Here is a 13,598-nt window from a genome sequence, read left to right on the forward strand (position 1 = left end):
TCATTCGGCGTGCGCCGTATGTCGAGCCCGATAGCGCGCGCCAGGATGCGGTTCCGCAAGACGCGCCCCCTTGCCATGCAATTTTTCGCGGAGCGAACCGTTCGAATACTCGGTCTTGTACACGCCGCGGCGCTGCAATTCCGGCACGACGAGATCGACGAAATCGCTAAACGTTTCGTGCGTCAGTGCATAGGCGAGATTGAAACCGTCGACGTCGGTCTCTTCGACCCACGACTGCAACTCGTCGGCAATCTCCTGCGGATCACCCACCGACAACGGTCCAAGTCCGCCAATGCCGCCCCACTTCGCAATCTCGCGCACGGTCCATACGCGCGTGGGATCGGCGCTCGATAGAGCCTCCACCGCGGATTGCACCGCGTTGCTCTCGACGTGACGCAGCGGCTCGTCCAGTTCGTACTTCGACAGGTCGATGCCTGTCCAGCCCGACATCAACGCGAGCGCTCCCTCGTCGCTTGCATAGCGCCGATAATCCGCATGTTTTGCATGGGCCTCGGCGGAGGTCTTTCCGGTAATCACCGTATGCAGATTGAAAATCAGCACGTCATGCGGATCGCGGCCGAATGACTTCACGCGAGCGCGAATATCCGCGACGAACTGCTTGAGAATGGTGCGCGACGGCGCCGCGATGAAAATGCACTCGGCGTGCTGCGCGGCGAAGTCCTTCCCTCGCTTCGATGCGCCCGCCTGGTACAGCACCGGCGTACGCTGCACAGAAGGCTCGCAAAGGTGGATGCCCGGCACGTCGAAGTACTTGCCGTGATGCTCGATGGGATGCACCTTCGACGGCTCGGTAAAGACCTGTCGTTCGCCATCGCGCACAACGGCGTCGTCTTCCCATGACGACTCCCATAACTTGTAGCAAACGTCCAGATATTCTTCGGCGAGCGCATAGCGTTCGTCGTGGTTCGCCTGGCTCGGCAAACCGACATTGCGCGCCGCGCTATCCAGATACGACGTCACGATGTTCCAGCCCACGCGCCCGTTGGTCAGATGATCGAGCGTCGACATGCGCCGCGCAAACGGATACGGGTGCTCGTACGAAAGCGAGCACGTCACGCCAAAGCCGAGATGCTGGGTGACATTCGCCATCGCCGAAACGAGCAGGACCGGATCGTTGACGGGCACCTGCGCCGCCTGGCGGATCGCCGCTTCGCCGTTGCCCTTGAAGACATCGTAAATGCCGAGCACATCCGCGATGAACAGGCCATCGAACTTGCCGCGCTCGAGCAGCTTCGCAAGATCGGTCCAGTAATCGAGGTGCTTGTATCGCCACGATGTGTCACGCGGATGCGCCCACAAGCCCGGCGACTGATGCCCAACGCAATTCATGTCGAACGCGTTTAGACGGATCTGTCTGGCCATAATCGGATCCAGTTAGGTTGATGCAAAAAGGAAGCGGCGAGCGCCCTAAATGGCGCCGTGACGCGGTGGCAGCACGTCGTTCAGAAAGTAGTTGCCGACGGCGATGTATTTCCAGCGCACCGGATCATGCAGCGTATGCGTGCGGGCATTGCGCCAGTGGCGGTCGAGGTTGTGCTCGCTCAACGTGGACTGCGTGCCCGCCAGTTCGATTAGACGCGTCGAGGCCTGCAACGCTATTTCCGTTGTGGCAGCACGCGCCTGCGCCACCGCAATCGATGCGGCAGCAACGGTCTGCTCATTCGACTCCTGAGCCGCGAGGTCCACCTTGCGTCCTGCGCGCTCAACCAGCGCGTCCGCGGCATTGAGTTGCAACGCGAGCTTGCCGAACAATTCGATCGTCAGCGGATCGTCGCTTGCGCGTTCCACGCCGCTGTCGATCCACGGACGCGACCGCTCGCGAACGAAGCGCCGTGCATCGGCGAACGCGGCACGCGCAATGCCAAGATCCACTGCGGCGTGAATCAATTGACCGACCGGGCCCACCGTCGTGGGCTTCGCATTGAACGCCGCGCTATACGGCACGACCGCGGCGGCTTCCACATAAACGTTATCGAGCGTGGTCGTGCCGCTACCCGTGGTCCGCTGGCCAAAGCCCGACCAGTCATCCACCACGGACAAGCCTGGCGTCTGCGCGCTCGCAAATGCCACATGCAGCGTATTGTCGGAAGCCTTCGCGACAATGGGAATCCACTGCGCAAACAGCGCACCCGTCGAATAGAACTTCGTCCCGTTGATGCGAAAGCCGTTGCCGTCCGGTGTCAACGTGGTGCGGTAATCAGCGACGGTTCGGGTGCCGCGCTCAGACAGCGCATTGCCAAATCGTTCGCCCGCAAGCGCCCGTTCGAAATAAAACGCCTGCTGTTCGCGCGTGCCGTTAACCCGCAACACGTCCAGCATATAGAAGTGATTTTGCGGAATCTGGCCTATTGCAGGATCGGCTTCGGAGATGATTGCGGTTACCTCGGCCAGCGTCGCAAACGACACCTGGGGTCCACCAAATTCGCGTGGCACAGCAATGCCCCAAAGACCGCTCGACGAGTAGGCTTCGATTTCCGCATGCGGCAAGCGGCGCTCACGGTCACGCTGCGACGCTTCGCGGGCGAAGTCCCGCGCTAACTGGCGCGCGACGTGCAGCGCTTCTTCGTCGTTGGCAATCCGCCTTGCTTCGCTACGCGCCGCCGGTTCTGTCAAGGCATTCATAGCATCAGTTCCACGCATGCCGGGCCGGTTTGACGCCGTTCAGATAGTAGTTGCCGACAAGGTGATATTTCCAGCGCACCGGATCATGCAAGGTATGCGTGCGCGCATTGCGCCAGTGGCGATCCAGATTGTGTTCGCTCAAGGTGGACTGCGTGCCTGCGAGCTCGAACAGCTTTTCGCTCGCCAGTAGTGCGATTTCCGTGGTCAGGACTTTGGCCTCGCCGACTGCGACGGAAGCTAGCGCCACATCGTCCTCGCTGGTGTCGCCCTTGGCGGCGATCGCGTCGAGTGTCCGTGCGGCGCGTTCCAGCAGCGCCTCGGCGGCGTGCAACTGAATATGCAGGTGGCCGATTTCGCGCACGGTCAGCGGATCGTCGCCGGCGCGCTCGACATTGCTATCGATCCACGGCCGCGAGCGCGTGCGCACGAACGTCAGCGTGTCGTTCACCGCGGCCTGTGCGATACCTGCGTCGATCGCCGCCTGAATGATCTGCGAAACGGGTCCGTTCAAGGTGGGGAAATCGGACACGCGATGCGCAGGGAACACATGCGACGCAGGCACGCGCACGCCCTCGAGCACGACCGTACCGCTCGCCGTCGTGCGTTGCCCAAAGCCCGACCAGTCGTCGATCACATTCAGACCCGGCGTGCCCTTCGGTATATACGCGAGCCAGCCTTTACGCTCGTCATCGAGGCCCAGCACCGGCACGAAGTGCGCAAACAACGCCCCCGTCGAGTAGAACTTGGTGCCGTCGACCACGTACTCGTCACCGTCACGCCGCACGCGCGTCTTCAGATCCAGTACGTGTTTTGTGCCCTTTTCCGAAAAGCCGTTACCGAAGCGCTTGCCGCTCACTATCTGCGCAAAGAAATAGCGCTTCTGTTCTTCGGTCCCTGTCAGCGAAATCACATCTACCAGACCGAAGTGGTTTTGCGGCAACTGTCCGAGCGACGGATCTGCTGCTGCAACGATCTTGATCACTTCCGTCAGCGTCACGAAGGACACGCCCGCGCCGCCATACGCCTTCGGCACGGTGATCGCCCACAGGCCCGATTGCGAAAACCATTCAATTTCCTCGTGCGGCAAGCGGCGTTCGCGATCACGCTGAGCGGCGTCCCTGGCGAGACGCACAGCCAGTTCATGGGCGACGGCAATCGCCTCGGCGTCATCCGCAATGACACGCGCGGCATGTTGATGCACACCGCTTACCTGCGACGCGTTCGCTTCGTTCGCTTCATGTACCTCGGCCATACGAATCTCCGCTTGAGTGACTGATTACACAATCTATCAGCGGGTACGACGCGCGCAAACTGAACGTTTATGAAATGAATATTCCTTCGGATGGCAAACGAATTTTTCCGCAACCGCAGATAAGCACTTCGCAGCCGACCTGATAAAGATAGTCCGATTCGATAGTTTCATGCGCGATGCGTTGTTGATTAGAGTCATCGCAGGATGGACCTTCTTGCCTCTTCAAACCGGACACCATGAAACGCCCTCTGCCCACTCTGCCCACTCTGTTCTCGCTGCTCGCCGCAACCGCTTTCACACTCGCCGGAGGCCTCTTCTCTCCAGCGCACGCGCAAGGCGAAACGCCCGTGGCGGCGTCCACGGGCGATAACGTCGCGCCGGTGCCCTCGCTCAAGGGCAAACGCATCGGCATTACTGTGGCAGGCACGGATCATTACTGGGATCTGAAAGCCTACCAGGGCGCCGTGGATGAAGTAAAACGCCTCGGCGGCACACCGATCGCGCTCGACGCGGGCCGCAACGACAACCGCCAGATTGCGCAGATCCAGACGCTGATCGCGCAGAAGCCCGATGCGATCATCGAACAATTGGGCACTGCAACAGTACTGGAGCCGTGGTTGCAGAAAATACGCCAGGCCAACATCCCGCTGTTCACAATCGACACAGCATCTCCGTCGAGTATCAACGACACGACTTCGGATAACTTCTTCATCGGCGAACAGCTTGCGCTGAAGCTCGTCAACGACATTCACGGCGAGGGCAACATCCTCGTATTCAATGGTTTTTACGGCGTGCCGGTTTGCGCAATCCGCTACGACCAGTTGAAAGCCGTGCTGAAGTACTACCCGAAAGTGCACATCATCCAGCCCGAGTTGCGCGATGTAATCCCGAACACGGTGCAAAGCGCGTATGCGCAAGTGAGCCAGTTGCTCGCGAAGTATCCGAAGGGGCAGATTGCCGCGATCTGGTCGGCATGGGACGTGCCGCAGGTCGGCGCCACGCAGGCCGTGGATGCCGCGCATCGAAATGAAATCAGAACCTACGCCGTGGATGGCAGCCCGGACGTCGTGGCGCTCGTCAAGGACCCGAAGTCGAGCGCAGGCGCCGTGGTCGCACAGCAACCGGCGTTGATCGGCAAGACGGCCGTGGACAACGTCGCGCGCTACCTCGCGGGCGACCGCACCTTGCCGCCCTACACTTACGTGCCGTCGATTCTCGTCACCAAGGACAACGCCGGCAACGTCCAGCAAACCCTGGGACAACTCGGCTCGAAATGAATCCAAAGGCGCATCCTTCCGCGCTTGTGCTGCGCGACGTCGTCAAACATTTCGACGGCGTGCCCGCGCTGCGCGGCGCGTCGCTCAACGTGGCGCGCGGCAGCGTACACGGTCTGATCGGCCAGAACGGCGCGGGCAAATCGACGCTGATCAAGATTCTCGCCGGTATTCACGCAGCGGATTCGGGCACGATCAGCGTCGACGGCATCGAACAACCGCTCGATGCGTCCGCTCACACGCATGGGTCCGGCATTGGCTTCATCCATCAGGAACGCATGCTGCCGCCCACCTTCACGGTCGCGGAAGCGCTCTGGCTGGGCGACGAACGCAGCTTCGGTCCACGCGCGGCGGGCCCGTTTCGTCTACTGGACGTGCGCCGCATGCAGCGCGATGCGCGTGACGCGTTGCAGAAACACTTCGGTGTCGACTTGCCGCCCAACCGGCTGATAGCCGATCTCAGCGTCGCTGAACAGCAGATCGTGCAGATCACGCGCGAACTGATTCGCGAGCCGCGCATCCTCGTCTTCGACGAACCGACCGCGGCGCTGGTGAGCCGCGAAGTGGACCGCTTGCTGCAGACCATCGATCGTCTGCGGCAACGCGGCCTGACCATCCTTTACGTGTCGCATTACCTCAATGAAATCGCCGCTGTCTGCGATCGCGTGACCGTGCTGCGCGACGGCGCGGACGTCGCTCATGTCGATGCACGCACCACCTCTACGGAGTCGCTCGTCACGGCAATGATCGGCGCGCAGCCGCAAACGCGTATGCCCCAGTCGGCGCGCACACCTGGCGAAACCGTGTTGAGCGTACGCAATCTGAGCGCGCAAAACCGCTTCGAAGACGTCTCGTTCGATGTGCGGCGCGGCGAGATTATCGGCGTGACCGGTTTGCTCGGCTCCGGCGGCAAGCAGGTGATCCGCAGTCTGTTCGGGCTTGAACGCGGCGTCGAGGGCGTGATCGAAATCGACGGCAAGCCGGTGCGTTTGCGACGTCCGCAGGACGCCGTGCGCCGACGCATTGCCTTCGTTCCGGAAGACCGGCGCGCGCACGGCGTTGCGCCCGCGCTTTCCGTGCGCGAGAACACGACGCTTGCCAGTCTCGCGCGCTTCAGTCGCTTCGGGCTGCTGAAGCAACGCAGCGAGACCCTCGCCGTGCAAGGTCTGATCGAGGATCTGGCCGTGCGCACGCCGGGCACGGAAGCGCCGGTGCGGCATCTGTCCGGAGGCAACCAGCAGAAAGTCGCGCTCGCGAAGTGGCTGAGCCGCGCGTCGTCGGTGTATCTGCTCGATGAGCCTACAGTCGGCGTCGACATCGGCGCAAAAACGGAGATCTATCGTCTGCTGGACCGGCTTGCGCGGGACGGTGCCGCCGTACTGCTGTTCTCCAGCGATCTGATCGAACTGCTCGGCATGACCGACCGCGTGCTGGTGATGGCGCGAGGCCGGATCGTACGCGAACTCGTCTCACGCGAAGCCGATAGCCAGGACGTGCTCGCATGGGCAACCGGTGCACGCGGCGCGTCGTCGCAACAGGAGGTTGCCGCATGAGCAAGGTTCTCGAAAACGCGCCACGTAGCGGCAAATTCGAATTGCCCGAACGCTTCTTCGGCGCGCAATGGTGGCTGCGCAGCGGTGCGGCGCTCGCCTTTGCCGCAGTGTTCGTCGGCTTTGCCATCAGTTCGCCGCTCTTTTTCAGCCTCGCCAATCTGGCCAACGTCGTGCAGCAATCCGCAGTCGTTGGAATACTCGGCTTTGGGTTGACGATTGTGCTGATAGGCGGCGGTGCCGATCCGATCAGAGGCGGCCTTGATCTGTCCGTCGCGGCCAATCTCGGGCTGAGTGCGGCGGTGTACGCGGTGACGCTGCGCGAGGGCTTTTCGCCTTTGAGCGCTTTCGCGCTGACGCTAGCAGCGGGCGCCGCAGTCGGTGCGCTCAACGCGTTCGCCGTGATCGTACTGCGCATCTTCCCGTTGCTTGCCACCCTGACGACGATGAATCTCTGCGCCGGATTCGAACTGGTGCTCACGCAGAATACGTCGGTGCCTGCAAGCGGAGCATTGCCTGGCTTCCTGCTTGACAATGGCGCGCTTGGCGTGCCCCATCTTGCGTATACGTTGCTGCTCGTTGCCGCGCTCTTCACCTTGCTGATTCACTACACACCGTTCGGATTGCGCTTGCGCGCGGTCGGCGCTCATCGCGACGCCGCGCAGGCAGCGGGCGTTCGAACTCATCGCTACATTGCGGCCAGTTACGTGTTGAGCGGCGTGGCGGCTGCGTTGGCGGCACTGGCTTCCACCGCGCTACTCAGCGGCAGTTCACCGGGCGCGGGAGAAAATCTGCTGGCGACCGTCGCGGCGGCATTGCTCGGCGTCGTGTTTTCGCGGCGCCTCGTGCCGACCATTCCGGGCACGCTGCTCGCCGTGCTTTTTATCGGCGTGATCAGCAACGGCTTTCAACTCGACAATGTATCGAGCTATTGGGTCAACGGAGTGGAAGGCGTGTTGATTCTGTTTGTGGTCGCCACCACTGCTCTGGTCCGCCGCCGTCATGCGGGGAGTCACGCCCATGATTGAAACCATCGGACGCTTTCAGCGCTTCGCGCTAGTCGGCGCATTGATCGCCGTGATCGTTTTCTTTGCGGTTTTTGCGCCCGGTTTTGCGCGGGCCGGCAATCTCGCCGACGTTCTGCTCAACAACTTCGCATTGCTCGCTATCGCCTCGCTTGGCATGACGCTCGCATTGTCCCTGGGTGCGATCGATCTGTCGCTCGGCACGTCTATCGACGTCGCCAGTCTCGCGTTCGTGCTGTTGAGCGCACATCATGTGGGCGTGTTGCCGGCGGCATTGGGCGGTCTCGCCGCCGCATTCGTAATTGGCGCGTTCAACGGCGTGCTGATCGGCAGACTCGGCATCGCGCCGTTTCTCGCGACGCTCGGCACGTTGTTCATCGGACAAACCGTGCAACAACTCGCGACCGATGGCGGACAGCCCGTGTATCTGTTGAATATGGCGTTGCCGCCGCTATTCAGTGCGCTCGCGCATGGCGCCGTAGCCGGCCTCCCGGTGCCGTTATGGATCGTCGCTGCATTGGCGCTTATCGTACACGTCACGCTTTCGCGCTCCGCGTTCGGCAGGGCGATTACGGCGCTTGGCGCGCAACCTGGCGTTGCACGCTATTCGGGGCTGCCGGTGGCGACGATCACGGCAGTGACTTTTATCGCCAGCGCGTTGATTTATGGCGTCGTGGGACTGCTGCTTTCGTCCACCGTCAAAGCGTACGTTCCGCAGGCCGGCAACGGTTATCTGCTCAATGCGATCGGTGCGACGTTTATCGGCACCACGTTGTCGCCGACGCGCCGTCCTGGCGTCGTCGGCACCTTGCTTGGCGTGCTGCTGCTCAGTCTGGTCGCAAACGGACTCTTGCTGATCGGCTGGAATTTCTACTGGCAACAAGTGGCGACCGGCGCATTGATCTTCGCCGTGCTGGCCGTCAGCTTCGCTCAGCGCCGCGCCCGTTATGCGTGAGATTCCGCGCCACGTCCCACGCTAAACGTAAATGCCAACGCGCCGACCAGCAGCACACCCTTGATGAAATCCTGCATGTAGTACGGCGCGTTGAGCATCGTCAAGCCGTTCAACAACACACCGACGAACACTGCGCCGACGACCGTGCCGAACACGTTTGGCCGCTTGGCGCCCCACACCGCGTATCCGACCAGCGATGCCGCGACGGCATCGAGCAGCATCGAATGGCCCGCGCTGACATCGCCACGGCCGACGCGCGCGGCAATCAGCACGCCGCCCAGCGAAGCAATCGCGCCCGACACGACATACGCGGCGATCCGGTAGCGCGCAGTCGGTGCGCCAGCGAGACGCGCCGCCGTCTCGTTACCGCCGATTGCGTAAATGACGCGGCCCCAGCGCGTGCTTTCCATCAGCACGCAAGCCACCACCGTCAACACGGCAAGCACGATCACCGGCAGCGGCACGATGTCGAATAGACGCAGACGTCCGAGCGCCAGGAACGCATCGGGGAATACGCCGGTCGTTTCCGTGCCGTCGGGCAGGATCGTACCCGTGGCGAGCGAACGGCCACCTGTGGGTATCAATTGCAAGCCGGCCAGCAGAAACAGCGTGCCGAGCGTGGCAAGCTGATCCGGCACGCGCAGGCGCGTAATCAGCAGGCCGTTGAAGAGACCCGCCAGCACGCCGAGGACGAAGCATGCGGCGACCGCCGCGAGCGTATTGCCGTGCCAGACGATCAACACATAGCTCGCCGCCATCTGCGCCGATGCGGCCACGCTGCCCACCGACAGATCGAAACCGCCCGCCGCAAGCGTCACGGTCACGCCGATTCCGAGCAGCGCCACAATCGACACCGACTGCAAAATGCTGAACAGGTTGTCGATATTCAGAAACGCCGGCTGGTTGAGCGCAAAGACGACGATCAGTAGCGCGAGCACGAGGAGCATGCCGGTTCGTTCGAGGTGGCCTCGCAGGCTGCGCAATGCGCCGCCTTTGCGTGCGACCGGGGTTCGTGCGGCGTGCGCGTTTTGATCGACGGCCTCGGATGCAATCGAAGAGCTGGTTTTCATGAGTGAGTGTGGAGATTGAGGTCGGAATGGGCGGCAGGCTCGAGCGTGGCCCGATCGAAACGGACAACGCGATCGGCGATCTCGAGCGCCTCTTCGAGATCGCTGACGAAAACGAGCGTGGCGCGTTGGCCGGCGTGACGCCGCAACGTATCGACGATATCGGCGCGTGCGCCCGCATCGACGCCCTGAAACGGTTCGTCGAGCAGCAGCAAACGCGCGGGCTGCGCATGCCAGCGCGCGAGCACGACTTTCTGCTGATTGCCGCCTGATAGACGCGTGAGCCGGTCATCCGGACCCGTGCAGCGAATCCCGAAGTTGTCGATTGCGTCGGCCGCCGCGCGCTGTTCGCGGCCGCGATTGACCACGCCCCGCCTGAACCAGCGCGTGAGAAACGGAAAGCTGAGTGTGCCCGCGATCGACGCGAACGGTACGCTGTCCGGAAACAGCGATGTACGCCAACGGTCTTCGCCCGCGAGGAAGACACCGGCGCGGATTGCGTCGGCAGGTGAGCGCGGACGCCACGGCTTGCCGTCGAGCGTCATCGTGCCGGACGCTGTGCGGATCGCGCCGAAAATGGCCCGTGCAAAACGCGACTTGCCCCCGCCGACCGGCCCGGCGATCGCGACGATTTCGCCTTGCTGCACGTCGAGATCGAAAGAGACGCTGCCGGGCGTCAATTGCAGATCGCGTACGCTGAAGCAGGGCTTCTGAGCGCAGAGAGCAGCATGAGTGGAGACGGCCGCGTTGCGATCGCTGCGCAGTTTGCGGCCGATCATCGTTTCCACTGCGGCGTTGAAATCGATCGGCGCGCGCAAGTCGGAGACGATGCGGCCGTCGCGCACAATCGTCACGCGCTGCGCAATACGACGCAGGTCGCCGAGCCGATGCGATACCAGCAGAATCGCAACACCTTCATCGCGCAAGCGCTCGAGCAACGCAAAGAGACGCTCGGCCTCCGGCTCGGACAGACTGGCCGTGGGTTCATCGAGAATCAGCAGCGCCGGTCGCGTAGCCAAAGCACGCGCCAGCGTCACGAGCTGCTGCGCGGCGAGCGACAGCGACGCCAAGGGCGCAGCCAGATCGGCGTCCAGCCCTACCCGCGCGGCCAACGGCGCTGCGTCACGAATGCGCGCTGCCGGCGGCGCGCGCCACGGCGAGGCCGGATCGCACAGGCGGTCGAGCAACAGGTTGTCCGCTATGGAAAGCGTCGGCACCACCGCATCAGCAATGGACTGGTGGACGGTGGCAATGCCGAGCTGTTTCGCGTGATGCGGCGACGCGGGCTGGAACGGCTCGCCACGCAAGCTCAGATTGCCGCCGTCGGGGCGATAAACCCCACTCAAGATTTTGACCAGTGTGGATTTGCCCGCGCCGTTGGCGCCCATCAGCGCGACGACTTCACCGGCGCTGATCGAGAAGTCGACGGAATCGAGCGCCAGCGTGGGGCCGAAGCGTTTCGAAACGGCGGCGACGGTCAGAATGGGAACGGCCATCGAAGAGCGCGCAGCGTGACTGCGCTCGTAGCGAATGACCGACCATCGTAGCTAGCGGATATCAGCCGGCCAACGAAGCGTTGCTCATATCGATAGTGTGGCCGCTTTCTCTTCCCTGGCCCGATATCGGCCCGGAGACCGAACGGCAAGCAACGGGCGACTAGCCTCCACCCAAATGCCAAACGCGCATAACCTTCGATGAATCGCTTATTGGAGCAACGCGCGCTCTTCTTTCTATACTCGATTCCGGTCAGCACTCACCAACGACGAGTGCCAAAACTCACACGCGGATATCGAACCATGAGCCTACGTCCTTTGCATGACCGCCTGATCGTCAAGCGTCTCGACCAGGAAACCAAAACCGCTTCGGGCATCGTGATTCCTGAAAGCGCTGCCGAAAAACCCGATCAGGGCGAAGTTATCGCCATTGGTCCGGGCAAGCGCGATAGCGACGGCAAGCGCGTCGAACCTGACCTCAAGGTCGGCGAGCGCGTGCTGTTCGGCAAATATGCGGGACAGTCGGTCAAAGTCGACGGCAACGAACTGCTCGTGCTGCGCGAAGAAGATGTCGTGGCAGTGGTCACTCAATAACGAACGGAGCGTCAAATCATGGCAGCAAAAGAAATCATTTTCAGCGACGTCGCCCGCTCGAAACTCGTGGAAGGTGTCAACATTCTGGCCAACGCGGTCAAGGTCACGCTCGGTCCGAAGGGCCGCAATGTTGTGCTCGAACGCAGCTTCGGTTCGCCCATCGTGACCAAGGACGGCGTCTCGGTCGCCAAGGAAATTGAATTGCCGGACCGCGTGCAGAACATCGGCGCGCAGCTCGTGAAGGAAGTCGCCTCGCGCACCAGCGACGCCGCCGGCGACGGCACCACCACCGCGACCGTGCTCGCGCAAGCCATCGTCCGTGAAGGACAGAAGTATGTGGCGGCGGGCCTCAATCCGCTGGACCTGAAGCGCGGCATCGACAAGGCCGTGATCGCCGCGATCGACGAGCTCAAGAAGATCAGCAGGCCGACCACGACCAGCAAGGAAATCGCTCAGGTCGCGACGATCTCGGCCAACGGCGAAGAGTCGATCGGCCAGCGGATTGCCGAAGCGATCGACCGTGTCGGCAAGGAAGGCGTGATCACCGTGGAAGACGGCAAGTCGCTCGACGATGAACTCGACGTGGTGGAAGGTCTGCAATTCGATCGTGGCTACCTGTCGCCGTATTTCATCAACGATCAGGACAAACAGGTGGCCGTGCTCGATAACCCGTTCGTGCTGCTGCACGACAAGAAGGTATCGAACATTCGCGATCTGCTGCCGGTTCTCGAACAGGTCGCGAAAGCCGGCCGCCCGCTTCTGATCATCGCGGAAGATGTCGAAGGCGAAGCGCTGGCTACGCTCGTGGTCAACAACATTCGCGGCATTCTGAAGACGGTTGCTGTGAAGGCTCCGGGCTTCGGCGATCGCCGCAAGGCGCTGCTCGAAGACATCGCGATTCTGACCGGCGGCCAGGTGATCGCCGAAGAAACGGGACTGTCGCTCGAAAAAGCGACGCTCGCGGAACTCGGTCAGGCCAAGCGGATCGAGGTCGGCAAGGAAAACACCACCGTCATCGACGGCGCGGGCGACAGCAAGAACATCGAAGCACGCGTGAAGCAGATTCGCACGCAGATCGAGGAAGCCAGTTCGGACTACGACCGCGAGAAACTGCAGGAACGGGTCGCGAAACTGGCGGGCGGCGTGGCGGTCATCAAGGTCGGCGGCGCGACCGAGATCGAGGTCAAGGAAAAGAAAGACCGTGTCGACGACGCGCTGCATGCAACGCGTGCCGCTGTCGAGGAAGGCATCGTGCCGGGCGGCGGCGTCGCGCTGATTCGCGTGAAGCAGGCTATCAGTGCGCTCAAGGGCGTGAATGCCGATCAGGATGCGGGCATCAAGATCGTGCTGCGCGCGCTAGAAGAACCGCTGCGGCAGATCGTGACGAATGCCGGCGAAGAGGCCAGCGTGGTCGTCGCGAAAGTGGCGGAAGGCACGGGCAATTTCGGCTACAACGCACAGACCGGCGAGTATGGCGACCTGGTGGAATCGGGCGTGCTCGATCCGACCAAGGTGACGCGCACGGCGCTGCAAAACGCGGCATCGGTCGCGGGTCTGCTGCTCACCACCGACGCCACCGTCCATGAAGCGCCGAAGGATGCGCCGGCAGCGGGACAGCCGGGCGGTCCCGGCGCGGGCGGGCCGGGACTCGATTTCTAAGTACCCGTACCGTCTGCCGCAAGGCATCGCGCACTTGCACTGCGCGCGGTTAAACGCAAGGGACACGGGCCGGTATTCGCTTTATC

11 protein-coding genes are annotated in these 13,598 nt (G+C 62.5%); 6 read left to right on the forward strand and 5 right to left on the reverse strand.

The genetic code is table 11. The features are described from left to right. From ABIE53_RS12715 to ABIE53_RS12725, 3 genes are read right to left on the reverse strand one after another with little or no spacing between them, the layout of a single operon-like run. Positions 1–1,383 (reverse strand): LLM class flavin-dependent oxidoreductase, encoded by a 1,383-nt coding sequence (locus tag ABIE53_RS12715; protein WP_114156199.1) that lies wholly within the window; start codon positions 1,381–1,383, stop codon positions 1–3. A gap of 45 nt (positions 1,384–1,428) precedes the next feature. After that, entirely contained in the window at positions 1,429–2,643 is a 1,215-nt protein-coding gene (locus ABIE53_RS12720; RefSeq protein ID WP_114156200.1) for an SfnB family sulfur acquisition oxidoreductase, read from the reverse strand. A 4-nt stretch (positions 2,644–2,647) separates the two neighbouring features. Beyond that, on the reverse strand, positions 2,648–3,895 hold the full coding sequence (locus ABIE53_RS12725) for an SfnB family sulfur acquisition oxidoreductase (protein WP_244230931.1): 1,248 nt from the start codon (positions 3,893–3,895) through the stop codon (positions 2,648–2,650). Positions 3,896–4,131: 236 nt separating this feature from the next. On the opposite strand from ABIE53_RS12725, the gene ABIE53_RS12730 reads away from it, so the two are divergent. The 4 genes from ABIE53_RS12730 to ABIE53_RS12745 are packed head-to-tail and all read left to right on the forward strand — an operon-like array spanning position 4,132 to position 8,699. Next, on the forward strand, positions 4,132–5,172 hold the full coding sequence (locus ABIE53_RS12730) for a sugar ABC transporter substrate-binding protein (protein WP_114156201.1): 1,041 nt from the start codon (positions 4,132–4,134) through the stop codon (positions 5,170–5,172). Further along, positions 5,169–6,722, forward strand: coding sequence for a sugar ABC transporter ATP-binding protein (locus ABIE53_RS12735; RefSeq protein ID WP_114156202.1), 1,554 nt, complete (start codon positions 5,169–5,171; stop codon positions 6,720–6,722). The genes ABIE53_RS12730 and ABIE53_RS12735 overlap by 4 nt, the downstream gene beginning before the upstream one ends. Continuing rightward, on the forward strand, positions 6,719–7,747 hold the full coding sequence (locus tag ABIE53_RS12740) for an ABC transporter permease (protein ID WP_114156203.1): 1,029 nt from the start codon (positions 6,719–6,721) through the stop codon (positions 7,745–7,747). The genes ABIE53_RS12735 and ABIE53_RS12740 overlap by 4 nt, the downstream gene beginning before the upstream one ends. After that, on the forward strand, positions 7,740–8,699 hold the full coding sequence (locus tag ABIE53_RS12745; protein ID WP_114156204.1) for an ABC transporter permease: 960 nt from the start codon (positions 7,740–7,742) through the stop codon (positions 8,697–8,699). The genes ABIE53_RS12740 and ABIE53_RS12745 overlap by 8 nt, the downstream gene beginning before the upstream one ends. Here the strand turns inward: ABIE53_RS12745 and ABIE53_RS12750 are convergent. After that, complete coding sequence (locus ABIE53_RS12750) at positions 8,690–9,769, reverse strand: ABC transporter permease (RefSeq protein ID WP_114156205.1); 1,080 nt, start codon at positions 9,767–9,769, stop codon at positions 8,690–8,692. The two genes, ABIE53_RS12745 and ABIE53_RS12750, sit on opposite strands and share 10 nt — an antisense overlap. After that, complete coding sequence (locus tag ABIE53_RS12755; protein WP_114156206.1) at positions 9,766–11,262, reverse strand: sugar ABC transporter ATP-binding protein; 1,497 nt, start codon at positions 11,260–11,262, stop codon at positions 9,766–9,768. Before ABIE53_RS12755 ends, ABIE53_RS12750 begins: the two co-directional genes overlap by 4 nt. A 300-nt stretch (positions 11,263–11,562) precedes the next feature. On the opposite strand from ABIE53_RS12755, the gene ABIE53_RS12760 reads away from it, so the two are divergent. Together ABIE53_RS12760 and groL are read left to right on the forward strand one after the other, a co-directional pair. After that, a complete protein-coding gene (locus ABIE53_RS12760) occupies positions 11,563–11,853 on the forward strand; it encodes a co-chaperone GroES (RefSeq protein WP_006052637.1) in 291 nt (96 codons plus the stop codon). Between the two features lie 18 nt (positions 11,854–11,871). Then, complete coding sequence (gene groL / locus ABIE53_RS12765; RefSeq protein ID WP_006052636.1) at positions 11,872–13,512, forward strand: chaperonin GroEL; 1,641 nt, start codon at positions 11,872–11,874, stop codon at positions 13,510–13,512. The last annotated feature ends 86 nt before the right edge of the window (positions 13,513–13,598 follow it).

It is taken from the genome of Paraburkholderia sp. OAS925 (assembly GCF_040543975.1).
Lineage (GTDB): Bacteria > Pseudomonadota > Gammaproteobacteria > Burkholderiales > Burkholderiaceae > Paraburkholderia > Paraburkholderia graminis.